This window comes from Streptomyces sp. 840.1 (assembly GCF_003751445.1).
Taxonomy (GTDB): Bacteria; Actinomycetota; Actinomycetes; order Streptomycetales; family Streptomycetaceae; genus Streptomyces.
This window is the reverse complement of the sequence record NZ_RJUU01000001.1, coordinates 3,690,335-3,715,347: the sequence shown is the minus strand read 5'-3', so window position 1 is coordinate 3,715,347 and position 25,013 is coordinate 3,690,335. Positions and strand designations below refer to the sequence as shown.

The window sequence follows — 25,013 nt, the reverse complement described above, 5'->3', positions numbered from 1 at the left end:
AGACGAACCGTTCTCCGCGGGGGTTACGCCGTGGGCAGTTTGCCGCTCTTGGTGTGCACCTCGTCGAGGAAGTCGACGTCCTTCGAATTCATCCGGTACACGTTGATCCGGACCTTGTGGCCCTCGGTGATGCCGAACGCGCAGGACTTGAAGCTGCTCGTCTGGCAGGTGCCCTTCTTCTTCCCCGCCGTGACGTCGTAGACCTCGGTCCAGATGTAGTGGTTGTCCGCCCGGAGGTCGTCGACGACCACTCGCTCGGCGTCCTTGGCCGAGTCGCGCGGCTCGAAGACGACCATGGCCACCTTCTTGCCGCCCGCGTAGAAGTAGTCGACCGTGTTGGGCTTGGCCGCGGCGCTGGACGTGCCGGCACCGGCGGTGAGGGTGAGCCCCAGAGCGGTCACCACCGTGGCGCCCATGCGAACGAGGTTGCGCTTGTCCATGTGGTTCCTCCGTGCTCATGTACCGCTGTGAACCGGCGCGGCGCGCGCCGGCAGTGATCTTCCTACCAGGGGGCGGGAGCGGCCGGTCAAGGCGCTTTCGCAGGGTCTCCACCCCATGGCTCCGGCGTGGAGAGACGGCCCCGGGCCCCCGCCGGAGCTTCACGGTCCGGCCGGACGATACGAGGGAGAACTTTTCGAATCCGCAGCCAACTCGACCAATCCGCAGCGCCGTTGGTCTCGAACGAAGAGATGGGGAGGGGTGGCCGGGCCAGTTTCCGGTCTGCGCCGCGCGGGCGCGGCACGTACCCCGGCATACGGATCAACCTGCCGGCAGGACGCCGGGCGGGCCGAACCGCGAGAGGCCAGGGGTGGGCATGCGCAGGGAAACGGTGCACCAGGACATGAGAGGCGACAGGGCAGTTCGCGAGGAACGTGACCGTGACCGTGCCACTGTCCCGCCGGTGGCCGGTACCGGCGAACCCGCCGGGCCGGCGGTGCGCGGCAGCGGCCCGGTCGCGCGCGGCAGCGGTCCGGTCTTCGTCGACGCGACCGGGCGTCGCAGCCGCACCTGGCGCCGCGCCGGGGTGATCACGGCGCTCGTCTGCTCCTGCTACGCCACCACCGTGGTCGCCACACTCATCGGCGGGGACTCCAGCGCGCCCTTCCTCGAACTGCCCCGCGCGATGGGCATGACACGCGAGGAGGCGTCGCCCCCGGCCCCCGCCCCGGAGTCGGTCGGCGGCGTGTCCGACGCCGCGCCCCAGGACGGGGTGACGCGGCGGATACCGTACGGAGAGTGGCCGAAGGCCACCGGGTGGACGCCCGAGCCCGACGCGACCACCGCCGGCAGCCCGGCCAGACCCTCCGCCGAAGGCAGGCGCCCCGCCCGTCCCGCCGCGAACGCGCCCACCGCGGCCGGCGAGGAGAGCCCGGCCGCCGCACCCACGCCCTCCGAGGCGGCCGTCCCCTCCGTACCGCCCGCCTCCGCGACCCCGCCCGGCGCCGGGCAGAGCGCACCGCCCAGGACCGGTGGCGCGGCGCCCGGGTCCGCCACCGCTCCGGCCGGAGACGGCGGTCCCGAGGAAGAGGCGCCTTCCGGCGGCGGAGCACCGGCGGCCGGCCCGGCCCGCTCAGCCGGATCGTCGGCGGGCTGCTCGGGGCGCTGCTGGGGCCCTGACGGCGGCATCCGGCGGACCGGAACCCCGGGTGCGTGCGGGCGGGGTCAGCCGGCCGACGGGAGCGCGGCCGGGGACAGTGCGTACGACGGGCCGGGGTACGGCGTCTCCCCCGGCAGCAGCCGGGCCGCCTCGTCGTCCCGGCCGGCCCGCGCCAGCCCGTGGATCTCCCGGGCCAGCGGGGTGACGTCGCGGACGGACACCGTCCACTCGTCCGCGTAACGCCGCGCCGCCTCGCCCGCGAGGCCGAGCTGGAGCGACCGGTACGGGAGCCGGTTCAGGTGCAGATCGCGCTCGGGGTCCCACTGGACGCGCGCCGGGGCACCGCGCAGGGTGCGCTGCCAGGCGGCGTGGTCGGGGTGCACGCCCCGCTCGTAGTGTGAGAGTTCGGCGTTGGAGAGCGCCCAGTCGAAGCCCTCGCGGGTGATCTCGACGGCCAGGACGGTCTCCTGGCCCTCCTTCGTGGCCCAGCCGCAGCGGTACATCATCCACAGGAAACTCGGCTTGATCCATGTCATGCGGTCCCGCTTCCAGGCGGACGGGAAGCGTCCGTCGCGGGCGGCGGGGAGGCCGAGGGCAGGCGGGTAGGCCTGGTAGACGGTGACGGTGGTATCGGTGTGGAGTGCGCGGATCTCACGCTGCGGCGGGGTCGGTGCGGTCATCGCCTCATCACAGCACCCCCGTACGGCGGCGGCCAACGCATTTGCGTACAGCCCTGCTCAGCAGGGTTCCTGACCATCCATCAACTGCACCCGTCAGGCACGGCCCCTGACATTCGTCATACGGAGGTCAGCCCTCCCGGCTCTGCCGCGCACCGGGGCCCAGCGGCCAGTGTGTACGTATCGGAAGCGGGAGCCGCGAGGGCGCCGCCGATACGGGAGGAACCCCATGAGCAGCCCGGCCGCTACTGCCGCCCATGCCCTAGCCGACACCCGGCAGGACGCCCCGCCGCGTTCTCGCCGCGCAGGGCCCTGCTGGACAGTCTGACGCCGCTGCCGGTGGATGTGGCGGTGCCGCTGGTCTCGTACTACCTGTCGGCCTGGTGGCCCTGGTGTCCCCGCTGCGGGGCCGGCCGATGATGTCGGCGGGGCTGCGGCCCTGGCTGACCCGGGGCGAGGCGGCCGAATCCGCACCGGATACTCCGCAGGGCCGCTCCGGGGGGAGCGGCCCTGCGGTTCGTGCGCGTCCGGTCAGTGGTTGCTGGGGAAGCCCAGGTCCACGCCGGCCGGGGCGTCGGCCGGGTCCGGCCAGCGGGTGGTGGTGACCTTGCCGCGGGTGTAGAAGTGCACGCCGTCGTTGCCGTAGATGTGGTGGTCGCCGAAGAGCGAGTCCTTCCAGCCGCCGAAGGAGTGGTAGCCCACCGGCACCGGGATCGGGACGTTGATGCCGACCATGCCGGCCTCGATCTCCAGCTGGAAGCGGCGAGCGGCGCCGCCGTCACGGGTGAAGATCGCGGTGCCGTTGCCGAACGGCGAGGCGTTCATCAGCGCGACGCCCTCCTCGTACGTGCCGACGCGCAGCACGCACAGGACCGGGCCGAAGATCTCGTCCTTGTAGGCGTCCGAGTCCGTGGAGACGTTGTCGAGGAGGGAGAGGCCGATCCAGTGGCCGTCGGCGAAGCCCTCGACCGTGTGGCCGGTGCCGTCGAGAACGACGTCGGCGCCCTGGGCGGCCGCGCCGGTGACGTAGGAGGCGACCTTGTCGCGGTGGGCGGCGGTGATCAGCGGGCCCATCTCGGACGCCGGGTCGTTGCCGGGGCCGATCTTGATCTTCTCGGCGCGGTCCTTGATCCGGGCGACGAGGTCGTCCGCGATCGCGCCGACGGCGACGACCGCGGAGATCGCCATGCAGCGCTCACCGGCGGAGCCGTACGCGGCCGACACGGCGGCGTCGGCGGCGGCGTCGAGGTCCGCGTCGGGCAGCACCAGCATGTGGTTCTTCGCGCCGCCGAGCGCCTGGACCCGCTTGCCGTTGGCCGTGGCGGTGGCGTGGATGTAGCGGGCGATCGGGGTCGAGCCGACGAACGAGACGACGGAGACGTCCGGGTGGTTCAGCAGTCCGTCGACGGCGACCTTGTCACCGTGCAGGACGTTCAGCACACCGTCCGGCAGGCCGGCCTCGGAGGCCAGCTCGGCGAGGAGGTTGGCGGCCGACGGGTCCTTCTCGCTCGGCTTGAGCACGAAGGTGTTGCCGCAGGCGATGGCGATCGGGAACATCCACATCGGCACCATGGCCGGGAAGTTGAACGGCGTGATGCCGGCGACGACCCCGATCGACTGGCGGATCGAGGAGACGTCGACCCGGTTGGACACCTGGGTCGACAGCTCGCCCTTCAGCTGCGTGGTGATGCCGCAGGCCAGCTCGACGATCTCCAGGCCGCGGGCCACCTCGCCCAGCGCGTCGGAGTGCACCTTGCCGTGCTCGGCGGTGATCAGCGCGGCGATCTCGTCGCGGTGGGAGTCCAGCAGCGCGCGGTAGCGGAACAGGATCGCGGTACGGGCGGACAGCGAGGAGGTGCCCCACGTCGCGTACGCGTCCTTCGCGGCGGCCACCGCGGCGTCGACCTCGTCCGGGGAGGCGAGCGCGACCTGGGTGGTGACGGCTCCGGTGGCCGGGTCGGTGACCGGGCCGTAGTTGCCCGACGCGCCCTCGACGGTCTTGCCACCGATCCAGTGGTTGACGGTCTTCATGCTGTGACTCCTTCAGAGGTGGCTGCGTCGGTCGGTGACGTGACGTTCGTACTCTTCCCGGGCTCTTGCCGCCGACGGGCGAGTGGCCGTCTCGGCCACGGGAACATCCCACCACGCCTGTGCCGGAGGGGGGCCCGACACTGTGTCTGCCGTTTCGGTCTCGACGTAGACACAAGTGGGGCGGTCCTCGGCACGCGCCACCGCGAGGGCTTCCCGCAGCTCACGCACGGTCCCGGCGCGCAGCACCCGCATCCCGAGCGAGGCCGCGTTCGCCGCCAGGTCGACGGGGAGCGGCGGGCCGGTGAAGGCGCCGTCAGCGGCCCGCCGGCGGTAGGCCGTGCCGAAGCGTTCGCCGCCGACGGACTCGGAGAGGCCGCCGATCGACGCGTACCCGTGGTTCTGCAGGACGACCAGTTTGACGGGCAGCTCCTGCTGGACCGCGGTGACGATCTCGGTGGGGTTCATCAGGTACGTGCCGTCGCCGACGAGCGCCCAGACCGGGCTGCCGGGGGCGGCCAGCTGGACCCCGATCGCGGCGGGGATCTCGTAGCCCATGCAGGAGTAGCCGTACTCGACGTGGTACTGGTGCGGCGATCTGGTCCGCCAGAGTTTGTGCAGGTCGCCGGGGAGCGAACCGGCCGCGTTGATCAGGACGTCGTCGTCGGTGACGAGTTCGTCGAGGAGGCCGAGCACCTGGGCCTGGGTGGGGCGGGCGGCCGGGTCAGGGGTGGCGTAGGCGGCGTCGACGCGCTTCTCCCAGGCGGCCTTTGCCTCGGTGTACTCGCTCTCGTAGGCGGCACCGGCCCGGTGGCCGTCGCCGCCTGCCAGGGCAGCGGTGAGGGCTTCGAGTGCGGTGCGGGCGTCGGCCACGAGCGGGAGGGCGCCGAGCTTGTGGGCGTCGAATCCGGTGATGTTCAGGTTGAGGAAGCGGACGGCCGGGTCGGCGAAGAGGGTGGCGGACGCGGTGGTGAAGTCCGAGTAGCGGGTGCCGACCCCGATGACCAGGTCGGCGGTGCGCGCCAGTTCGTCGGCGGTCCCGGTGCCGGTGTGGCCGATGCCGCCGACGTCGGCGGGGTGGTCGTGGCGCAGGGCGCCCTTGCCCGCCTGGGTGGTGGCGACGGGGATGCCGGTGGCCGCGGCGAACGCGGCCAGGGCCTCCTCGGCGGCACTGTGGTGGACCCCGCCGCCGGCCACGACGAGCGGCCGGCGGGCGGCCCGCACCGCGCGTACCGCCCGGTCGAGCTCCTGCGGGTCGGGGGCGGGTCTGCGTACGTGCCAGACGCGTTCCGCGAAGAACTCCTCCGGCCAGTCGTACGCCTCGGCCTGGACGTCCTGCGGCAGCGCGAGCGTGACGGCGCCGGTCTCCGCCGGGTCGGTGAGGACCCGCACGGCCCGGAGCGCGGCCGGGATCAGCGCCTCGGGACGGTTGATCCGGTCGAAGTAGCGCGAGACGGGGCGCAGGCAGTCGTTGACCGAGATGTCGCCCTGCCCCGGGACCTCCAGCTGCTGGAGCACGGGCTCGGCGGGGCGGGTCGCGAAGGTGTCGCCGGGCAGCAGCAGGACCGGGAGGTGGTTGATGGTGGCGAGCGCGGCCCCGGTGACGAGATTGGTGGCGCCCGGACCGATGGACGTGGTGACGGCGTGCGCGGAGAGCCGGCCGGACCGGCGGGCGTATCCGACGGCCGCGTGCACCATGGCCTGCTCGTTGCGGCCCTGGAGGTAGGGCATCGCGGGCCCGGCCTCCAGGAGCGCCTGGCCGACGCCTGCGACGTTGCCGTGTCCGAAGATGCCCCAGGTGGCGCCGATCAGCCGGTGGTGGCCGCCGTCGCGTTCCGTGTACTGCACGGCGAGGAAGTCCACCAGTGCCTGGGCGGTGGTGAGGCGGCGGGTGGTGGCGCTGCTGCTCACGCGTGGTCCTCCGGTCCGTAGAACGGGAGCCTCGCGTCCATGGGCACGGATGACCAGGTGTCGCGGATCCAGCCGTGGTCGGGGTGGTCGCGGATCAGCCACTGCCGCTCCGCGCCCGGCCCCGCCATCACGTTCAGGTAGTACAGGGTGCGGCCGGGCGCGGCGATGGACGGGCCGTGCCAGCCGTCCGGGATCAGGACCGCGTCGCCGCTGCGGACCTCGGCCAGCACGTCCGTACCGCCGGGTCGGGACGGGGACACCCGGTGGTAGCCCAGGCCGTCGTCCGCCACCTCGAAGTAGTAGATCTCCTCGAGGACGGACTCCTCGCCTGGGTGGTCCTCGTCGTGCTTGTGCGGCGGGTAGGAGGACCAGTTGCCGCCGGGGGTGAGGACCTCGACGGCGATCAGCCGGTCGCAGTCGAAGGTGTCGGCGGCGGCGAAGTTGTTGACCTGGCGGGAGCAGTTGCCGGAGCCGCGCAGCTCGACGGGTACCTCCGGCGCGGGGCCGTAGCGAGCGGGGAGTCGTCGCTCGCACTTCGCTCCTGCCAGGGCGAAGCGGCCGCCTGCGCCGGAGGCGATCTGTGCATGGGCGTCACGCGGTACGTACGCGAAGTCGGATACCCCGCTGAACACGCTTCTCCGGCCCAGCAGTTCAAAGATCTCATCTGAGACGTGCACCGTACAGGCACCCGTCAACGGCAGCACGATCCACTCGCTCTCCCCGGTGACAAGTGTGTGAACACCTCCCGGTTCCAGCTCCACCACGCGCAGGCTCGACCGGTCCCAGCCGGCCTGCTCGGGCCCGATGTCGAGGGCGTAGGGACCGCGCGCCGCGCTCCCCGCGGGCAGGTGGCGCCTCGGTTCTGTGTGCATCGTCATGCTCCTTCCCTACCCGTCGCGCCCGGTTCGAGCAGCGATACGGCCGTGTCGACCGCGCCGCCCACATCCCCGTCGGACGGGTAGAGCAGCGACCGCCCCACCACCAGCCCCCGGACGGTCGGCAGCCGCAGCGCGGTGCGCCACCTCTCGTACGCGCCGTCCTGGTCCTCGCCCACCTCGCCGCCCAGCAGCACGGCGGGCAGCGTGGAGCTCTCCATGACCTGCGCCATGTCCTCGGGCTTCTCGGTGACGGGGACCTTGAGCCAGGTGTACGCGGAGGTGCCGGCCAGCCCCGAGGCGATGGCGATGGAGGTGCTCACCGCCGCCGCGCTCAGGTCGTTGCGGACCTTGCCGCCGGCGCGGCGGCAGAGGAAGGGTTCGACGAAGACCGGCAGCCGGTAAGCGGCCATGGCGTCGATAGCGCGGGCGGTGCTGTGCATCGTGTCGAGGGAGCCGGGGTCGTCGTAGTCGATCCGCAGCAGGAGCTTGCCCGCGTCGAAGCCGAGCCGGTCGAGGTCCTCGGGGCGGTGGCCGGTGAACCGGTCGTCCAGTTCGAAGGCGGCACCGGCCAGACCGCCCCGGTTCATCGAGCCGATGACGACCTTGTCCTCCAGGGCGCCCAGGAGCAGCAGGTCGTCGAGGATGTCGGCGGTGGCGAGGACTCCGTCGACGCCGGGTCTGGAGAGCGCCAGACAGAGCCGGTCCAGCAGTTCGAACCGGTTGGCCATGGCGAGTTCCCGCTCTCCGACGGCGAGCGAGCCACGGGCCGGGTGGTCGGCCGCGATGATCATCAGCCGCCCGCCGCTGCCGACGAGCGGCCGCCTGCGCCGCCGCGCGGCAGCCTCCGCGACGGCTTCCGGGTGGTGCATGCGCAGGTGGACGAGGTCGGAGAGGGAAGCAGCCGGGGCCGTCATGACGCCGCTCCGGATTCGGTGGGGGTGGGGGTGGGGGTGAGGCCCGGGTCCGTCGCGGCCTTCGTGGCGGCTTGCGTCGCGGCTTCCGTCGCGGTCACGGAGCCTGCGGCGAGCGCTTCCTCGACCTCCTGCGGGAACGGCATCGCGGAGGAGCAGGCGAGCCTGGAGGCGACGATGGCGCCCGCGGCGTTGGCGTACCGCATGATGCGGGCGGTGTCCCAGCCGGCGAGCAGGCCGTGGCAGAGCGCGCCGCCGAACGCGTCACCGGCGCCCAGGCCGTTGACCACCTCCACCGGGAGCGGCGGCACGTCGGCCACGGTGCCGTCGCGGTGGACCGCGAGGACGCCGCCGGGGCCCTGCTTCACGACGGCCAGCTCGACCCCGGCGGCGAGCAGGGCGCGCGCGGCGGCGTGCGGTTCGCGCTCGCCGGTCGCGATCTCGCACTCGTCGAGGTTGCCCACGGCGACGGTGGCGTGGGCGAGGGCCTCGCGGTACCGGGCGGAGGCGGCGGGGTGGGGCGAGCGGTGGTGCGGGCCACCGGGTGCGGCGTCCGGCGATGTGTCTGACGCGGGGTCCGGCGGGGTGTCCCAGAACATGGGGCGCCAGTCGAGGTCGAAGACCGTGATGCCCGAACGGTTCCTGGCCCGCAGCGCGGCGAGCGTCGCGGAACAGCTGGGTTCGGCGCAGAGTCCGGTGCCGGTCATCCAGAAGACCCGGGCGGACCGCACCGCCGCCAGATCCAGTTCCGCCGGGTGGATCTCCAGGTCCGGGGCCTTGGGCATGCGGTAGAAGTAGAGCGGGAAGTCGTCGGGCGGGAAGATCTCGCAGAAGGTGACCGGCGTCGGGTACGCGTCGACCGGCGTCACCCACCGGTCGTCCACCCCGAACTCCCTGAGCTGCTGGTGGAGGTACTCCCCGAACGCGTCCCGCCCCGTCCGGGTCACCACCGCACTGCGCCTGCCCAGCCGGGCCGCCGCGACGGCGACGTTGGTGGGCGAGCCGCCGAGGAACTTCCCGAACGCGTCCACCCGGGCCAGCGGCAGGCCCGTCTGCAGCGGGTAGAGATCCACTCCGATCCGGCCCATGGTGATCACGTCGTACGGCTCAGGCATCTGTGTCCCTTCGACGGCCGGTGCGGCAGCTGGCGGACGCAACTGCCGTCCCCGGTCTAACTCCTCCCCCGAATGCTGTCAATGATTGGTCCGGACATACGGACTAATGCTTGACACTCATCTCCCCGGACGGTGAGGCTGGAGCGCATGACCCCCTCCGCATCCCCTCCGGCCCGCATCCGTATCGGCTCCGCGCCCGACTCCTGGGGGGTGTGGTTCCCCGACGATCCGCAGCAGGTGCCCTGGCACCGCTTCCTCGACGAGGTCTCCACCGCCGGTTACGAGTGGATCGAGCTCGGCCCGTACGGCTACCTCCCGACCGATCCGGCCCGTCTCACCGACGAGACCCGCAGCCGCGGGCTCAGCGTTTCGGCGGGCACCGTTTTCACCGGATTGCACCACGGTCCGGGCGTCTGGGAACGGACCTGGGCGCATGTCGCCGACATCGCGGAACTCACCCGGGCGATGGGCGCCGACCATCTCGTGGTCATCCCGTCGTTCTGGCGCGACGACAAGACGGGCGAGGTACTGGAGGACCGCACGCTCACGGCGGAACAGTGGAGCGACCTCACCACCCAGACGGAGCGGCTGGGGCGCGAGGTGCAGGACCGCTTCGGTCTGCGCATCGTCGTCCACCCGCACGCCGACACCCACATCGACAGCGAGGAGAACGTCAGCCGGTTCCTCGACGCCACCGATCCCGCGCTGGTCTCGCTCTGCCTCGACACCGGGCACTACGCCTACTGCGGCGGCGACAGCGTCAAACTGATCGAGACCTACGGCGAACGGATCGGCTATCTCCACCTCAAGCAGGTCGACCCGGAGATCCTGGCCGAAGTGGTGGCGAACGAGGTGCCGTTCGGTCCCGCCGTGGCGCGCGGGGTGATGTGCGAACCGCCGGGCGGGGTGCCCGCCCTGGCACCGGTGCTGGACGCCGCGCGACGGCTGGACGTCGACCTGTTCGCGATCGTCGAGCAGGACATGTACCCGTGCCCGCCCGACGCGCCGTTCCCGATCGCCCGCCGCACCCGGGAGTTCCTTCGCTCCTGCGGCAGCCCGGAGCGGGCCGCCCGACACGCCGAGCGGCCCGGAACGTGACGTGACGGCGGTACGCGGTGTTGTCCTCGGTGAGAGAGCCGGGGCGCGGTCACCATCGCGTCCCGCAACCGCCCCCGCACCCCTTCAGGAGCAACTCACCGTGATCCGCCAAACGCTGCCGTCCCGCCGGACGGCCGGGGCCTCGGCCCTCGCCGCGCTCGCCCTGGCCACCGCGCTCGCCGCCGCCCCCGGCGCCTCGGCCGACGAGAGCAACGCCCCGCCGGCCGGCTCCAGCCCCGTCTGCGCCTTCTACGACGGCGCCGCGCCGACCGTCTTCGGCGAACAGGGCGACCGTGTCTCCCAGGTTCAGTGCATGCTCGCCAACCGGCGCTACCTGCCGTGGGAGGCGGTGAACGGCACGTTCGACACGCGGACCCTCACTGCCGTCCAGCGCTTCCAGGCCGATCACCCGCCCCTCGTACCGGACGGCCTCGTCGGCCCGCAGACCTGGTCGGCGCTCTGGCGCGCGTGACGCGTGACGCGACAGCCGACCACCGACCACCGATAGCCGCAGCCTCCCGCGCCCTTCTGACCCTTCAGACGGTCAGGGTGATGCGGTGCGGTCCGGGGCGCCGAAGCGGGCCAGGCAGTGCCAGACCCTCTTCAGCGACTGTGCCTCGTAACGGCCGGTGCGGGCGGCCTCTCCGATGATCCGGGGATCGAGCAGCCCGCCCCGGGAGATCTCCGCGCCGAGGTCGACGAACTCCTGGCCCCGGTAGTCCGGGTGGCGGCGCAGCTCAGCCACGGTCAGCCGGAAGCCGCCGTGCCACTCCGTACGGCAGGGCAGCCGTCGCGCGGCCTCCTCCACGGCGGTGCCCCGGAAACTCGGGTCGAGGACCAGTGCCTCCAGATGGCGGTCGAGCAGGACCGGGCCGTGCACCTGCGCCTCGATGTAGTCGTCGAGCGCGTCCCGGCTGTCGGACTCGGCGAGTTCGATGAGGCCCATCCGGCCGGCGACGCCGAAGTCCGAGGGCTCGGCGGCGCTGTCCGGGTAGCAGAAGGTGGCCCGCTCCAGCGTCTGCGCGGTCAGCCTGAAGTGCGCCGAACCGAACCGGGGCGCGGCCCCGGTCGCCAGCCGCCGGAAGTTCAACGCCCCGTACACCGGCCGTTGTTCGCCCGGCCCGCTGTCGTAGGCGCCGCCGAAGATCCGGCTCTCCCAGCGCCACCGGTCACCGCCCGGATGCGCCGTCAGCCCGCCGTTGCTGGTACCGGTGACGAACTGCGACCGGTAGACGCCGTCCTGCGCAAGCCCCGCCAGGATGGGGCGTCCGCCCGCCGTCCGGTCCGGGTGGAAGTTCAGCGTGAGCGGTACGGCGCGGTCCAGCGGCCGCCCGGAGGAGAGTGCGGCCACATGGCTCAGAGCACGCGCCTGCGCCGAGCCCAGCGGCGAGGAGGAGAGGGAGGACGGGGAGGAGCGCGCGGAGAGAGCGGAGGCGGAGGAGGAGGATGGGGAGGAAGGCGTGGTGGGCAGCGGGGGCGAGGGCGGGGAGTCAGCGGTCACCGGCGCAGTCTCGCGCGGGGCGGCCCACCCGTGCCTCCGGTTTACCGGGCCTCCGGTTTACCGGGCCTCCGGCTCCGCAGCCCGCCCGGCATCCGCCTCCTCACGCGTCACGCACCGTCCTTCGCTTCCTCCTGCGCGTCCTCCTTCGCGCCCATCGTGACGGCCTCCGCGTCCTTCGACAGGTTCACCGCCTGGAGCAGGCTCAGGCTCCGCTCGGCCGTACGCAGCGCCTTGACCGCGGCGACCGCGCGGGGCGGCCCCTCGTACCCGGCCGATGCCATCCTGCGCAGGGCCCAGCGGCCGCGCAGCTCCGCGTCCGGAACGGCACCGGCCTCGGCGGTGAGCGCCATGGCCCTTTCCAGCCCCGGGCGTTCCTCGGCGGGCGCGGTGTCCAGGGCCCGCCGGAGCAGGGTGGTGATGTCATCCGCCTCGCGCAGTACGAGGACGGCCATGTTCTGCTTACCAAAACCAGTCATGGGACAAGCGTGCCCGGAGTCGGTCCCGGTATCACCACAGTTGAGGCACATCTGAGGTGCAGAGGCCGAGGGCGGACACCCCCACGGGCTCGTAACCCCCTTTGCCCCAGTGCACTCCTTCCGTCACAGAGATCACTTCCTCGTCACACATATCTCCATTACGCGCGATTTATGTCACAGGCACTCGACAGCCCCTCCCCGTCCCTCAACGTCCTCGTTCACCGGACACAGACCGAGTGATCGTCGGCGTCGGTGCGGCCGCAGCACCCCCGACGACCTCCGGGCTGCCGCTGCGGTAGAGAGAGGTGTTACCCATGACGGACAGAAGGCTCTGGTCCTACAAGGACATTGCCGCTCACATCCGGGTGCAGCCGGACACCGTCCGCTCCTACCGGAAACACGGTCTCCTTCCGCCACCGGATCACGTGGAGGGCGGCAAGCCGTACTGGTACGCGGACACCATCCGTACCTGGGTCACCACCCGCCCCGGCAACCGGGGCCGCCGGGACTGAGCGGGGGCCGGGGCGGCGGGGTGGCAGCCCCGCCGTCGCGCTCGCCGCCGGGCCCGCCGCCGGGCGCGACTGAGTCACCACCCCGCCCACCCCTCCCCCTCAGCGGCTACGTCCCGCTGGTGACTCTGTCGCGCTCGCGCTCGGCGGCGGGCCCCGATATCTCCCGGGCCACCGGCCGCACGGACTCCCCTTCGCTCAGGCCGAATCGGCGGTGGAAGGCCCTCAGTGGTGCCGGGGCCCACCAGGAGACCCGGCCCATCAGCTTCATCACGGACGGGACCAGCAGGCTGCGCACGACCATGGCGTCCACCAGCACGGCCAGGGCGATGCCCAGGCCGAGCATCTTGGTGTTGGTCACCCGCGACGTGCCGATCGCGACCATCACCACCGCGAGGATCACAGCCGCCGCGGTGATCAGACCGCCGGTGTGCCGCAGCCCGAACGCGACCGAGTGCTCGTGGTCGCCGGTCCTGTCGTACTCCTCCTTGATCCTGGAAAGCAGGAACACCCCGTAGTCCATGGAGAGTCCGAAGGCGACGCAGAACATCAGCACCGGCAGTGTCGTCTCTATGTCCCCGGTGCTGGTGAAGGCGAGCAGCCCGGACAGATGCCCGTCCTGGAACACCCAGACGACGGCTCCGAACATCGCCGTGAGGCTCAGGGCATTGAGCACGACGGCCTGGAGGGGAATCAGCACGCTTCCGGTGAGCAGGAAGACCAGCAGCAGGGTCACCACGACGATGATGCCCACCGCCCAGGGCAGCCGGTCCGCGATGGCGGCCTTCGAATCGACCAGCGCGGCTGCGGTACCGGCCACCGAGGTGTCGAAGGGCGCGGGCTCGGCCCGGAGGTCCTTCACCAGGGCCTGCGACTCCTCCCCCACGGACTCCTCCTTCGGTAGCACGCTGAAGTAGGCCGAGCTCCCCTCGACGACCGGGCCGTCGACCCGCAGGGCGCCCGGGAGCGCCGCGATCCGGCTGCGGTACTCGGCGTACTGGGCCGGGGTCGCGGCGCCTTCCGCGAGGACTTCGAGGCCGCCGCCGGGGCTGCCGGGGAACCCGTCCCTGATGTGCTCCTGGACCACACGTGACTCGGCGGAGGCCGGCAACTGGCGATCGTCCGCCGTGCCGAACCTCACCCCGAGGAACGGCAGCCCGAGCAGCACCAGCCCCACACTCGTGACGACCGCGAAGAGCGGCGCCCTGCGCAGCACCAGCGCGGCGAACCGCCCCCACCCCCTGCCTGACCCGGTCGCAGCCGACGGCACCGCACGCCCCCGGCGCAGCACCTTTCGCAGATCCAGGGAGTTGACCCGGGGGCCGAGCAGCATCAGCGCGGCCGGCAGGAGCACCAGCGCGGCCGTGGCGGCCAGCACCACGACGGCGATGCCCGCGTAGGCGAACGAGCGGAGGAAGTACTGCGGGAAGACCAGCATCGCCGCGAGCGAGACCGCGACGGTGAGCGCGGAGAACAGGACGGTCCGCCCCGCCGTGCGCAAGGTCGTCCCCACCGCCTCGCGCGTCTGCGCACCGGCCGCCAGCTCCTCGCGGAACCGGCGCACGATGAACAGGGCGTAGTCGATGGCGAGTCCCAGGCCGAGCGCGGTGGTGAGGTTCTGGGCGAAGACCGAGACATCGGTGAATTCGGTGATGCCACGCAGCACGGCGTTGGTGCCCAGGATGGCGACGATGCCCACCCCCAGCGGCAGCAGGGCGGCGATCGCGCTGCCGAAGACCATGACGAGCAGCACGAGCGTGACCGGCAGGGCGATCATCTCGGCCCGCAGCAGGTCGTCCTGGATGATCGTCTGCATCTCGTGGCGCACGGCGACCGGCCCCCCGACCGAGACGTCCACCGGCCCGTGCGCACCTCGGTAGCGCGGGGCCAGCCGGTCCAGGACCTCGCCCACCGCCTTCTCGTCGCCCTCGATCCGGGCCGCGATCAGCGCCTCCCGCCCGTCCTCGGCGCGGAGTGCGGGCGCCTTGCTCTGCCAGTACGAGCCGACGCCCGTGACGTCCTTCTCGCCGGCCAGCCGCTCGGTGAGGCGCGCCGCCTCGGCGGCCACCGCGGGATCGTCGACGGATACGCCGCCGCTGTCGACGAGCAGCAGCAGATTCGGCTGGGACGCCGGGAACTCGCGCTCCAGCGCCTTGGTCGTATAGGTCGATTCGGCGCTCGGGGGCTCCCAGCCACCACTGCCCATCCGGTCCGCGACCCCGCTGCCGGCGAAGACCGCGAGCGCCGTGATCACGAGGGCCGCCAGCAGGGCGAGCCTCGGCCGCGCGGTGACGAAACGGGTCCAGCCCCCGATGCGCTCCGAACCGTTGACTTGAGGCATGGTGCGGTGTCCTCTTTTCCCCCGGATCCAGGCACCCGGGCGGCAGCGCGAAGCGGCTGCGCAGGGCAGCATGGATCAGTCGTTGCCACATACACTGGCAAACACGAGTCATCACTCGCGTTTCACAAAAATGCGAGCGGCCACTCGTGTTTGTCAACCGCACACGAAAGCTGGGGATACACCGTGTCGGAGTCCGGACCCGCCGCCGCCCGCCCGCGCCGCCGCCAGGCCCGCGGCGAGGCCCGCATCGCCCAGCTCCTCAGGGCCGCCTCCAGCGTCTTCTGCGCGAGCGGCTACACCGCGGCGAGCACCAATGCCATCGCCCGCGAGGCCGGGGTCTCGCCGGGCACGCTCTACCAGTTCTTCCCAAACAAGGAAGCCATCGCGGTCGAGCTGGGTGACCAGCTCCTGAACCGCTGGCAGGAGACATACGGAGCCGCGTTCCTCCCGAACCACTTCGAACTCCCGCTGGACCAGCTGCTCGACGCCACCCTCGACCCGCTCATCGAGTTCAACTGCGAGAACCCGGCCTTCACGGTCCTGATGCACGGCTCCGAGATCCCCGGCACGATCACGCAGGACCACGACGCCATCCACACGGCGATGCTCACCAGGGTCGAAACCATCCTCGCCGGCTACCTTCCGGGCACCCCCGCCGCCGACCTCACCCGCGTCGCCGCGATGATCTTCGCCCTGTTCAAGGCGGGGCTGGATGTGATCATGGCGCACGAGGGGGCGGAGCGGGAGGCGTACACCAAGGAGCTCAAGACGGCCCTCTTCCGCTATCTCGAACCGATGATGTGCGAGGCCGAGCCCGTCACCACCCCCTCCACTCCCTCCACTCCCTCCACTCCCCCGAATGGCCGCTAGCCGCTCACGCCGCTCGCATTCATACCCCCTAGGGGTATAGTGTGTTGAGTGTGGAGGCACACCGGCCTTCCCGGACCCCTCCCGGGCGCCCGCCTCCGCACCCATATGTGCCCGTCGAAGAGGAGAAAACGATGACCGCCGAGACGCAGCTCCCCCAGGCGAACGACCGGGCGACCGGCTCCTGCTGCTCGCCCAGCGGCTCCTGCCACGACGGTGCGAGCGCCGAAGCGAAGCAGGGCGGCGTGACCACGGTCTACCAGGTGACCGGCATGACCTGCGGACACTGCGAGGGCGCCGTTTCCGAGGAGATCTCCGGCATCGCGGGCGTCACCTCGGTGAAGGCGGTCGCGTCCACCGGCCAGGTGACGGTGACCTCTCAGGCCCCGCTGGACGAGGAGGCAGTCCGCGCCGCCGTCGACGAGGCCGGATACGAGCTCGCCGGCCGGGCCTGAACGCGCCGGGAACCCCGGATCCACACCACTCGCATCCCACCCGCATCACCCCTTCGCCGCCGGGCCGGACCGACCAGCAGATACTGGTGGGGTACGGCCCGGTCGGCGTTTCAGGAGTTCGGACATGCACAGCGCGACAGAGACCGAAGCCCCGGCAGCGGAGAGCTCGGAGGCCGAGTTCACGATCGGCGGGATGACCTGCGCCTCCTGCGCGGCCCGCGTCGAGAAGAAGCTGAACCGGATGGACGGGGTCACCGCCACCGTCAACTACGCCACTGAGAAGGCCCGGGTCCTCTTCGGCCCCGGGACCGGTGTCGCGGATCTGATCGCGACCGTCCAGAAGACGGGCTACACCGCAGAACCGGTCCGCCGCCCCGCACCGGACAGAGCCGTACCGAACAGAGCCGTACCCAACAAAGCCGCACCGGACAGAGCCGCACCCGCAGCCTCGGCCGCCGAAGCCGGCAAGGCACCCACCCCGCCCGCAACCGCCCCCGGCGGCCCCGACAACTCCACCGACTCCACCGACAAGGACACCGCCCTCGCCTCGCTGCGTCAGCGGCTCATCGTGTCGGCCGTCCTCGCCGCCCCCGTCGTTCTGCTGGCGATGATCCCGGCGCTCCAGTTCGACAACTGGCAGTGGCTCTCGCTCACCCTGGCCGCCCCCGCCGTCGTCTGGGGCGGACTGCCCTTCCACCGGGCGACCTGGACCAATCTCCGGCACGGCGCGGCCACCATGGACACCCTGGTCTCGGTCGGCACCCTCGCCGCCTTCGGCTGGTCGCTCTGGGCCCTGTTCCTCGGTGACGCCGGAATGCCCGGCATGCGGCACGGCTTCGACCTCACGGTCTCGCGTACGGCGGGCTCCTCCACGATCTATCTGGAGGTGGCCGCCGGCGTCGTCACGTTCCTCCTGCTGGGCCGCTACCTGGAGGCGAAGTCCAAGCGGAAGGCAGGTTCCGCGCTGCGCGCCCTGATGCATCTGGGCGCCAAGGACGTCGCGGTGCTGCGCGACGGCACCGAGGTACGCGTCCCGGTCGGCCGGCTCGCCGTCGGAGACCGCTTCGTGGTCCGGCCCGGCGAGAAGATCGCCACCGACGGCACCGTCGTCGAGGGCAACTCGGCGGTGGACGCCTCCATGCTCACCGGCGAGTCCGTCCCGGTCGACGTGGCTGCCGGGGACGCCGTCACCGGCGCCACCGTGAACGTCTCCGGCCGGCTCGTCGTCGAGGCGACCCGGATCGGCTCCGACACCCAGCTGGCCCGGATGGCGAAGCTGGTCGAGGACGCGCAGAACGGCAAGGCCGAGGTGCAGCGGCTCGCGGACCGGATCTCGGCGGTCTTCGTCCCCGTGGTGATCCTGATCGCCCTCGCCACCCTGGTCGCCTGGCTGCTGGCCACGGACGACGTGACGGCCGCGTTCACCGCAGCCGTCGCCGTACTGATCATCGCCTGCCCCTGCGCCCTGGGCCTCGCCACACCCACCGCCCTCATGGTCGGCACCGGACGCGGCGCGCAGCTCGGCATCCTGATCAAGGGCCCGGAAGTCCTGGAGACCACCCGCCGCGTCGACACGATCGTCCTCGACAAGACCGGCACCGTCACCACCGGCAAAATGACCCTCCAGGCCGTCCACACCACCCCCGGCACCACCGAAACCGACGTCCTGCGCCTCGCCGGCGCCCTGGAACACGCCTCCGAACACCCCATCGCCCAGGCCGTCGCCACCGGAGCCACCGAACGCACCACCACTCCCCTCCCCACCCCCGAGGACTTCACCAACGTCCCCGGACTCGGCGTCCAGGGCGTCGTCGACGGTTGCAAGGTGCTCGTCGGCCGCCCCCGGTTGCTGACCGAAGCCGGAATCGGCATTCCGGATGTGCTCACCGCGGCCCTGACCGAATCTGCCGCCCAGGGACGTACCGCGATCGCGGTCGCCTGGGACGGTGAGGCGCGGGGCGTCCTCGAAGTCGCCGACGCGGTCAAGGACTCCAGCGCGGCGGCCGTCGCGGACCTCCGCGCGCTGGGTCTGACACCGATCCTGCTGACCGGTGACAACCGGGCGGTGGCGGAGTCCGTGGCCCGCGCGGTCGGCATCGACGAGGTCAGGGCCGAGGTGCTCCCGGAGGAAAAGGCGCACGTCATCGCGGGGTTGCAGGCCGAGGGACGTGCGGTCGCGATGGTCGGGGACGGGGTCAACGACGCCGCCGCCCTGGCCACCGCCGATCTCGGTCTGGCCATGGGCACCGGCACCGACGCGGCGATCGAGGCGAGCGATCTGACGCTGGTTCGTGGAGATCTCAAGGTGGCCGCCGACGCGATCCGGCTGTCCAGGCGTACCTTGGGCACGATCAAGGGCAACCTTTTCTGGGCATTCGGTTACAACGTTGCTGCTCTACCCCTTGCGGCATTTGGCCTGCTCAACCCTATGATTGCGGGAGCGGCGATGGCGTTCTCATCGGTCTTCGTCGTAACGAACAGTCTGCGCTTGAGGTCCTTCACGTAACTTACACAAAGAGACCTAGATCACACCGGTTGAGGGGTAACCATTCGGTGGGTTCGCGAGTCTAAGAGTGCGATGCCAATGGATGTCTTGGGGGACATCCGACGGAGGGTCTTGGGGGACGCTCCAGGCAAGCGTTGCCGGGGCACGTGCACCGGGGAGCTTTGAGCGGCCCTCCCGTCGGTACGTACCCCGGCAGACCGCCGGCCGGCAGGTTGTACGAGGAGACAGGCGCAGTACAGGCAGTACACGCAGTACCCGAGGAACCCAGGAGCTTCGGCTCCCACTGAACGCCCGGCCGGATCCCGTGGGGGGAATCCGCTCCGGGATATGGGAAGCGCCTCGTTGTCGGCCCGTGGGGGGATCGACGACGGGGCGCTTCTCGCATGTACGGCGCCCCGCGCTGAACGCACCACGCCCCCGCACGGATCGCGGCACAACCACGCACGGAGCGCGTCCGGGCAAGCAAATCGCCCCGGACACCGCGCTCTGTGCGAAAGCGCGGCAGTCGGGGCGAAGGCAACCGGCCGCGAGGGCCGGGGGTGAGGCAGGGGTCAGGCGGGGTGGTCCGGGGTTCAGCGACCCTCGACCGGGACGAAGTCGCGCAGGACCTCGCCGGTGTAGATCTGGCGCGGGCGGCCGATGCGGGAACCCGGCTCCTTGATCATCTCGTGCCACTGGGCGATCCAGCCCGGAAGCCGGCCGATCGCGAAGAGCACGGTGAACATCTCGCTCGGGAAGCCCATGGCCCGGTAGATCAGACCGGTGTAGAAGTCCACGTTGGGGTAGAGGTTGCGCGAGACGAAGTACTCGTCGGAGAGCGCGTGCTCCTCCAGCTTGAGCGCGATGTCGAGCAGCTCGTCGGACTTGCCGAGCGAGGACAGCACATCGTGGGCCGCAGCCTTGATGATCTTGGCGCGCGGGTCGAAGGACTTGTACACCCGGTGGCCGAAGCCCATCAGGCGGACGCCGTCCTCCTTGTTCTTCACCTTGCTGATGAAGGAGTCGACGTCGCCACCGTTGGCCTGGATGCCCTCGAGCATCTCCAGCACCGACTGGTTGGCGCCACCGTGCAGGGGGCCCCACAGCGCCGAGATACCGGCGGAGATCGAGGCGAACATGTTCGCCTGCGAGGAGCCGACCAGACGCACGGTGGAGGTCGAACAGTTCTGCTCGTGGTCCGCGTGCAGGATGAGCAGCTTCTCCAGCGCCGAGACGACGACCGGGTCCGGCACGTACTCCTGGGCGGGGACCGAGAAGGTCATGCGCAGGAAGTTCTCGACGTAACCGAGGTCGTTGCGCGGGTAGACGAACGGGTGACCGATCGACTTCTTGTACGCGTACGCCGCGATGGTCGGCAGCTTGGCCAGCAGCCGGATCGTCGAGAGGTGACGCTGCTCCTCGTCGAACGGGTTGTGGCTGTCCTGGTAGAACGTGGACAGCGCGCTGACGACCGAGGACAGCATGGCCATCGGGTGGGCGTCACGCGGGAAGCCGTCGAAGAACCGCTTGACGTCCTCGTGCAGCAGCGTGTGCTGGGTGATCTCGTTCTTGAAGGTCGAAAGCTCGTCGACCTTCGGAAGCTCACCGTTGATGAGCGTGTACGCGACCTCGAGGAACGTCGATTGCTCGGCGAGCTGCTCGATCGGGTAGCCGCGGTACCGCAGGATGCCCTGCTCGCCATCGAGGTAGGTGATGGCGGATTTATACGCAGCGGTGTTGCCGTATCCGCTGTCCAGCGTCACCAGGCCGGTGTTCGCCCGGAGCTTCCCGATGTCGAAGCCCTTGTCGCCGACGGTGCTGTCGATCACCGGGTAGGTGTACTCGTCATCGCCGTACCGCAGTACTACAGAGTTGTCGCTCACGTCATCCCTCACCGACGTAGTGCCTCTTCTTCGAGGTTCCCTGACTGTCTCCACCCTCCCCCATTTGGCTCAGGAGAGTGCACTCGGGGTCGTCCATTGGACCTACTCGCGGCACTGAGTGCCGCGAACTTATTCATCCTGCCCCCTTGACTGCGGTTCCGGAAGACCTCCGTGATGTTTCCCACCGATTTGATCGATCATTTTTTCGGCAGATCCTCCTTCCACACCTCCCCGCAGCCGGTAATCCAGCGCCGTGCAACGTCTGCCTGCGGAAACCGTGCGGACCGCCTGCCCGATCGCCTGCCGCGAGCCGACCAGCACGACAAGCTTCTTCGCCCTCGTCACAGCCGTGTAGAGCAGGTTCCGCTGGAGCATCATCCAAGCGCTCCTGGTCACCGGGATGACGACGGCCGGGTACTCACTGCCCTGGGAACGGTGGATCGTCATGGCGTAGGCGTGGGACAGCTCGTCGAGCTCGTCGAAGTCGTAGCCGATCTCCTCGTCCTCGTCCGTGAGGACGGTCAGCTTCTGCTCGTCGAGGTCGAGAGCGGTGACCACGCCGACGGTGCCGTTGAAGACACCGTTCTCACCCTTGTCATAGTTGTTACGGATCTGGGTGACCTTGTCCCCGACGCGGAAGACCCGGCCACCGAACCGCTTCTCGGGCAGGTCGGGGCGGGCGGGGGTGATGGCCTGCTGGAGCAGCCCGTTGAGATGGCCGGCACCGGCCGGGCCCCGGTGCATCGGAGCGAGTACCTGCACGTCACGGCGGGGGTTCAGGCCGAACTTGGCGGGGATGCGGCGGGCCGCGACATCGACCGCGAGCACCCCGGCGTCCTCCGTCTCGTCCTCCACGAAGAGGAAGAAGTCGCTCAGCCCCTGGGTGAGCGGCGGGACACCGGAGTTGATCCGGTGCGCGTTGGTGACGACGCCGGACTTCTGGGCCTGGCGGAAAATGGTGGTGAGCCGGACCGCCGGGACGGGTCCGCCGTCGGCCAGCAGATCCCGCAGCACCTCCCCCGCGCCGACCGACGGCAGCTGGTCGACGTCCCCGACGAGCAGCAGGTGGGCACCGGGTGCCACCGCCTTCACCAGCTTGTTGGCGAGCAGCAGATCGAGCATCGACGCCTCGTCCACGACCACCAGATCGGCGTCCAGCGGGCGGTCCCGGTCGTACGCGGCGTCGCCCCCCGGCTTCAGTTCGAGCAGCCGGTGCACGGTGGAGGCCTCGGCCCCCGTCAGCTCCGAGAGCCGCTTGGCCGCCCGCCCGGTGGGCGCGGCCAGCACCACCTTGGCCTTCTTGGCGCGCGCCAGCTCCACGATGGACCGCACGGTGAACGACTTCCCGCAGCCGGGCCCGCCCGTCAGCACGGCGACCTTCCGGCTGAGCGCGAGCCGCACGGCGGCCTCCTGCTCGGGGGCCAGGGTCGCACCGGTACGGCCCGCGAGCCACTTCAGGGCCTTGTCCCAGTCCACGCCCCCGAAGGCCGGCATCCGCTCCTCCGGCGTCCGCAGCAGCCGTCGCACCTGGGCGGCGAGCGCGATCTCGGCCCGGTGGAAGGGCACCAGATACACGGCGGTGACCGGCTCACCGCCTTCGGGCGAGGGCACCTTCTCCCGTACGACGCCCTCCGGGTCCTCGGCCAGTTCGGCGAGGCACTCGATGACCAGCCCGGTGTCCACCTGGAGCAGCTTCACCGCGTCCGCGATCAGCCGCTCCTCGGGCAGGTAGCAGTGGCCCTGGTCGGTGGACTGCGACAGCGCGTACTGAAGCCCGGCCTTGACCCGCTCCGGGCTGTCGTGCGGGATGCCGACCGCCTGGGCGATCTTGTCGGCGGTGAGGAAGCCGATGCCCCAGACGTCGGCGGCCAGCCGGTAGGGCTCGTTCTTCACGACGGAGATGGAGGCGTCGTCGTACTTCTTGTAGATGCGGACGGCGATCGACGTGGAGACCCCGACGCCCTGGAGGAAGACCATGACCTCCTTGATCGCCTTCTGCTCCTCCCAGGCGGCGGCGATCATCTTCGTCCGCTTCGGCCCGAGCCCCGGCACCTCCACGAGCCGCTTCGGCTGCTGCTCGATGATGTCGAGGGTGTCGACGCCGAAGTGGGTGGTGATCCGGTCGGCCATGACGGGGCCGATGCCCTTGATCAGACCGGAGCCGAGGTAGCGGCGGATGCCCTGGATGGTGGCCGGGAGAATCGTCGTGTAGTTCTCGACGGTGAACTGCTTGCCGTACTGCGAGTGCGAGCCCCAACGCCCCTCCATCCGCAGCGACTCGCCGGGTTGCGCACCGAGCAGCGAGCCGACGACGGTGAGCAGATCGTTGGCTCCGCGCCCGGTGTCGACGCGAGCGACCGTGTACCCGTTCTCCTCGTTGGCGTAGGTGATCCGCTCCAGGACACCTTCGAGGACGGCCATGTTGGACATGTGCCGACGCTACCGGTTGCCTCGGACAGACGGTCCGGGCCGGGCGCCCTTGTCAGGGGCGCCCGGCCCTTCCCGGCGTCCTCCTTACGGACGTCGCCCCTTCGTTTCCACCACGGCCCGTTCGAGAACGGCGGAGGTGGACAGGACCTGCCCCGCCTCGATGCTGTCGGTGGCCCGCGTCGCGACGCTGCGGCTGCCGATGAGCCGCAGGCTCCCACTGTCGAAGATCAACTCGTCACGGAGTCCCGGGTTGTACGCGTCGTAGCGGGCGACGGCCACACCGTGCCGCCCGTCGGCATTCACGGCGTCGGGCACCACGACCACCCCCTTGATCCTCGCGGCGGCGCGGAACAGTGCGGCGCCGACGTCCGGCGGCATCAGGGACTCCTTGAGGAGGTTCCCGACGAGCACGAAGGCGTCTTGGTCGGGATTGCGCTTGCTGCCCCCCGAGCCCCCCTGGGCGCGGAGCCACTTCAGCATGGCGTCCGTGTCGGTGGGCAGGGTCTGGAGGTGCCGGTAGTTGGCGCTCTGCCCGTAGCCGGGCTCGCCCGGAGCGGGGTCGCGCTCAAGCGCCTGACTGCCCAGGTGGCCGCCCGGTTCGCGGAGCAGGCCGGGGCGGGTCCCGTCGACGGAGAGCCACACCTCACGCCGGTGCGGGGCGGCGAGCTTCGTCTCGATGCCCTCCCCCACGGTCGCGGCGGACACCGTGCTGCGGACGTAGACGAACTGGTCGTCGCGGACGGTGCCGCCCGCAGGTGAACGCGCCGCGACCGTCGCGATGCGGTCGAGCAGTCCGGCCGCGCCGCCGGTGGTGTCGCCGTTCACCTCGGGGGCGAAGGCGTACGTGGCTCTGCCCTCCCGTCCCACCGGTGTCGCGGAACCGTCCGACCCGGTCATCGCGATTCCCGCGACGACCGCGAGTGCCAGCGCGCCCGCGAGTGCCGGTCCGGCGACGGCGGGCCGCAGCCACTTCCGGCGGCGGCCGCTCTTCGCCTGCCCTTCCTCCGGGACGGGGATCTGCCGGATCTCTCGCATCAGGTGCTCCTTGAGATGACTGTGGCGGCCCGGCGGAAGGTCCTTCTCGGGGAGCGACGTGGTGTCGTTCATCGGTTTCCCTCCTGAATGGGCTGGGCCGCGTTGGTGCGGCCATCTCTTGTCTGTCGCGGGCGGCAGTGGAGTTCCCTGCTCCGGGCGGCGGTCTCAAGTTTCTTCCGGGCCCTGGAGAGCCGGGAGCGGACCGTGCCCAGCGGGATGCCGAGCGCCTCGGCGGCGGCCGCGTAGTCGAAGCCGGACCACACGCAGAGCGCGAGCACCTCGCGTTCGCCGCGCCGCAGGGTCTCCAGCGCCAGCCGTACCGCGTCGAGCAGTTCGGCGTCGTCGACCCGGCTCGCGACCTCGTCGGCGAAGTCGCTCACCGGGCTTCCCGGGGGCATTCGCGCCATCGCTGCGGCGTGCCGGCCGGCGGCGCGCCGGGTGTTGCGTACGACGTTCGTCGCGACGCCCAGCAGCCAGGGGCGCACCGAGCCGCCTTCGGCGTCCACCCGGCCCCGCAGCCGCCAGGCCTCCAGGAACGTCAGCGAGACCACGTCCTGGGCGGTCGACCAGTCCCCCGTCAGCCGGAACGCGTGGTTGTAGACGGAGCGCGCGTACCGGTCGAACAGCTCCGCGAAAGCATCGTGGTCCCCGTCCCTGATCCGGGCCCGTAGTTGTGTCTCCATGACCTTTGACCTGTCCGGGAGTTCAGAGTCGGTTCCCGTGAGCCGCGTCACAGCGGTGCCTGCGCACAACGTACGAGCCCGACGAAGCGATGGGCGCCCCACCGGGACGTGGGCCCTCACCATCAGAGCCGTC

General features: G+C 71.1%; 21 protein-coding genes. 6 read left to right on the top strand and 15 right to left on the bottom strand.

Features of this window, described 5'->3' with window-relative positions:
• Positions 1–23 precede the first annotated feature (23 nt).
• From EDD93_RS16950 to iolC, 8 genes are all read right to left on the bottom strand, one after another.
• Complete coding sequence (locus EDD93_RS16950; protein WP_123525936.1) at positions 24–440, bottom strand: hypothetical protein; 417 nt, start codon at positions 438–440, stop codon at positions 24–26.
• A gap of 610 nt (positions 441–1,050) precedes the next feature.
• Positions 1,051–1,626, bottom strand: coding sequence for a hypothetical protein (locus tag EDD93_RS16945; protein WP_148083871.1), 576 nt, complete (start codon positions 1,624–1,626; stop codon positions 1,051–1,053).
• 36 nt (positions 1,627–1,662) lie between these two features.
• Positions 1,663–2,277 carry a DUF4291 domain-containing protein gene (locus EDD93_RS16940; protein WP_123525934.1) on the bottom strand — a complete coding sequence of 205 codons (615 nt, stop codon included), beginning with the start codon at positions 2,275–2,277 and terminating at the stop codon, positions 1,663–1,665.
• 528 nt (positions 2,278–2,805) lie between these two features.
• Positions 2,806–4,305: a CoA-acylating methylmalonate-semialdehyde dehydrogenase gene (mmsA, locus tag EDD93_RS16930; RefSeq protein WP_123525932.1), complete on the bottom strand. Its 1,500-nt coding sequence runs from the start codon at positions 4,303–4,305 to the stop codon at positions 2,806–2,808.
• 12 nt (positions 4,306–4,317) lie between these two features.
• Entirely contained in the window at positions 4,318–6,213 is a 1,896-nt protein-coding gene (gene iolD / locus EDD93_RS16925) for a 3D-(3,5/4)-trihydroxycyclohexane-1,2-dione acylhydrolase (decyclizing) (RefSeq protein ID WP_123525931.1), read from the bottom strand.
• The gene (gene iolB / locus EDD93_RS16920) at positions 6,210–7,091 is read right to left on the bottom strand and encodes a 5-deoxy-glucuronate isomerase (protein WP_123525930.1); all 882 of its coding nucleotides are present in this window, start codon (positions 7,089–7,091) and stop codon (positions 6,210–6,212) included. Before iolB ends, iolD begins: the two co-directional genes overlap by 4 nt.
• Complete coding sequence (locus EDD93_RS16915; protein ID WP_123525929.1) at positions 7,088–8,005, bottom strand: deoxyribose-phosphate aldolase; 918 nt, start codon at positions 8,003–8,005, stop codon at positions 7,088–7,090. The genes iolB and EDD93_RS16915 overlap by 4 nt, the downstream gene beginning before the upstream one ends.
• Complete coding sequence (iolC, locus tag EDD93_RS16910; RefSeq protein WP_123525928.1) at positions 8,002–9,117, bottom strand: 5-dehydro-2-deoxygluconokinase; 1,116 nt, start codon at positions 9,115–9,117, stop codon at positions 8,002–8,004. Before iolC ends, EDD93_RS16915 begins: the two co-directional genes overlap by 4 nt.
• Before the next feature lie 147 nt (positions 9,118–9,264).
• Between iolC and EDD93_RS16905 the strand changes: the two genes are divergently transcribed.
• Both EDD93_RS16905 and EDD93_RS16900 read left to right on the top strand, forming a co-directional pair.
• Positions 9,265–10,215: a sugar phosphate isomerase/epimerase gene (locus tag EDD93_RS16905; RefSeq protein WP_123525927.1), complete on the top strand. Its 951-nt coding sequence runs from the start codon at positions 9,265–9,267 to the stop codon at positions 10,213–10,215.
• 100 nt (positions 10,216–10,315) lie between these two features.
• Complete coding sequence (locus tag EDD93_RS16900) at positions 10,316–10,687, top strand: peptidoglycan-binding protein (protein WP_260255760.1); 372 nt, start codon at positions 10,316–10,318, stop codon at positions 10,685–10,687.
• A 72-nt stretch (positions 10,688–10,759) separates the two neighbouring features.
• On the opposite strand, the gene EDD93_RS16895 is transcribed toward EDD93_RS16900, so the two are convergent.
• Both EDD93_RS16895 and EDD93_RS16885 read right to left on the bottom strand, forming a co-directional pair.
• On the bottom strand, positions 10,760–11,566 hold the full coding sequence (locus tag EDD93_RS16895) for a DUF3626 domain-containing protein (protein WP_123525926.1): 807 nt from the start codon (positions 11,564–11,566) through the stop codon (positions 10,760–10,762).
• 257 nt (positions 11,567–11,823) lie between these two features.
• Positions 11,824–12,192, bottom strand: coding sequence for a hypothetical protein (locus EDD93_RS16885; protein WP_123525925.1), 369 nt, complete (start codon positions 12,190–12,192; stop codon positions 11,824–11,826).
• Positions 12,193–12,506: 314 nt separating this feature from the next.
• Between EDD93_RS16885 and EDD93_RS16880 the strand changes: the two genes are divergently transcribed.
• Positions 12,507–12,704, top strand: coding sequence for an AlpA family transcriptional regulator (locus EDD93_RS16880; protein ID WP_073739601.1), 198 nt, complete (start codon positions 12,507–12,509; stop codon positions 12,702–12,704).
• Between the two features lie 106 nt (positions 12,705–12,810).
• Here the strand turns inward: EDD93_RS16880 and EDD93_RS16875 are convergent, their stop codons facing one another.
• Positions 12,811–15,042 carry an MMPL family transporter gene (locus EDD93_RS16875; protein WP_123525924.1) on the bottom strand — a complete coding sequence of 744 codons (2,232 nt, stop codon included), beginning with the start codon at positions 15,040–15,042 and terminating at the stop codon, positions 12,811–12,813.
• Positions 15,043–15,192: 150 nt separating this feature from the next.
• On the opposite strand from EDD93_RS16875, the gene EDD93_RS16870 reads away from it, so the two are divergent.
• The 3 genes from EDD93_RS16870 to EDD93_RS16860 all read left to right on the top strand — a co-directional run bounded on the left by EDD93_RS16870 (position 15,193) and on the right by EDD93_RS16860 (position 18,870).
• Complete coding sequence (locus tag EDD93_RS16870) at positions 15,193–15,912, top strand: TetR/AcrR family transcriptional regulator (RefSeq protein WP_123525923.1); 720 nt, start codon at positions 15,193–15,195, stop codon at positions 15,910–15,912.
• 131 nt (positions 15,913–16,043) lie between these two features.
• Positions 16,044–16,364 carry a heavy-metal-associated domain-containing protein gene (locus EDD93_RS16865; protein WP_185092343.1) on the top strand — a complete coding sequence of 107 codons (321 nt, stop codon included), beginning with the start codon at positions 16,044–16,046 and terminating at the stop codon, positions 16,362–16,364.
• A 124-nt stretch (positions 16,365–16,488) separates the two neighbouring features.
• Positions 16,489–18,870 carry a cation-translocating P-type ATPase gene (locus tag EDD93_RS16860; RefSeq protein WP_123525921.1) on the top strand — a complete coding sequence of 794 codons (2,382 nt, stop codon included), beginning with the start codon at positions 16,489–16,491 and terminating at the stop codon, positions 18,868–18,870.
• A 572-nt stretch (positions 18,871–19,442) separates the two neighbouring features.
• On the opposite strand, the gene EDD93_RS16855 is transcribed toward EDD93_RS16860, so the two are convergent.
• The 4 genes from EDD93_RS16855 to EDD93_RS16840 all read right to left on the bottom strand — a co-directional run bounded on the left by EDD93_RS16855 (position 19,443) and on the right by EDD93_RS16840 (position 24,880).
• Positions 19,443–20,732 carry a citrate synthase gene (locus EDD93_RS16855; RefSeq protein ID WP_123525920.1) on the bottom strand — a complete coding sequence of 430 codons (1,290 nt, stop codon included), beginning with the start codon at positions 20,730–20,732 and terminating at the stop codon, positions 19,443–19,445.
• Positions 20,733–20,861: 129 nt separating this feature from the next.
• The gene (locus tag EDD93_RS16850; protein WP_123525919.1) at positions 20,862–23,162 is read right to left on the bottom strand and encodes an ATP-dependent RecD-like DNA helicase; all 2,301 of its coding nucleotides are present in this window, start codon (positions 23,160–23,162) and stop codon (positions 20,862–20,864) included.
• 84 nt (positions 23,163–23,246) lie between these two features.
• Positions 23,247–24,269 (bottom strand): CU044_5270 family protein, encoded by a 1,023-nt coding sequence (locus tag EDD93_RS16845; protein ID WP_123525918.1) that lies wholly within the window; start codon positions 24,267–24,269, stop codon positions 23,247–23,249.
• Positions 24,266–24,880 (bottom strand): RNA polymerase sigma factor, encoded by a 615-nt coding sequence (locus tag EDD93_RS16840; protein ID WP_123525917.1) that lies wholly within the window; start codon positions 24,878–24,880, stop codon positions 24,266–24,268. The genes EDD93_RS16845 and EDD93_RS16840 overlap by 4 nt, the downstream gene beginning before the upstream one ends.
• Positions 24,881–25,013 lie beyond the last annotated feature (133 nt).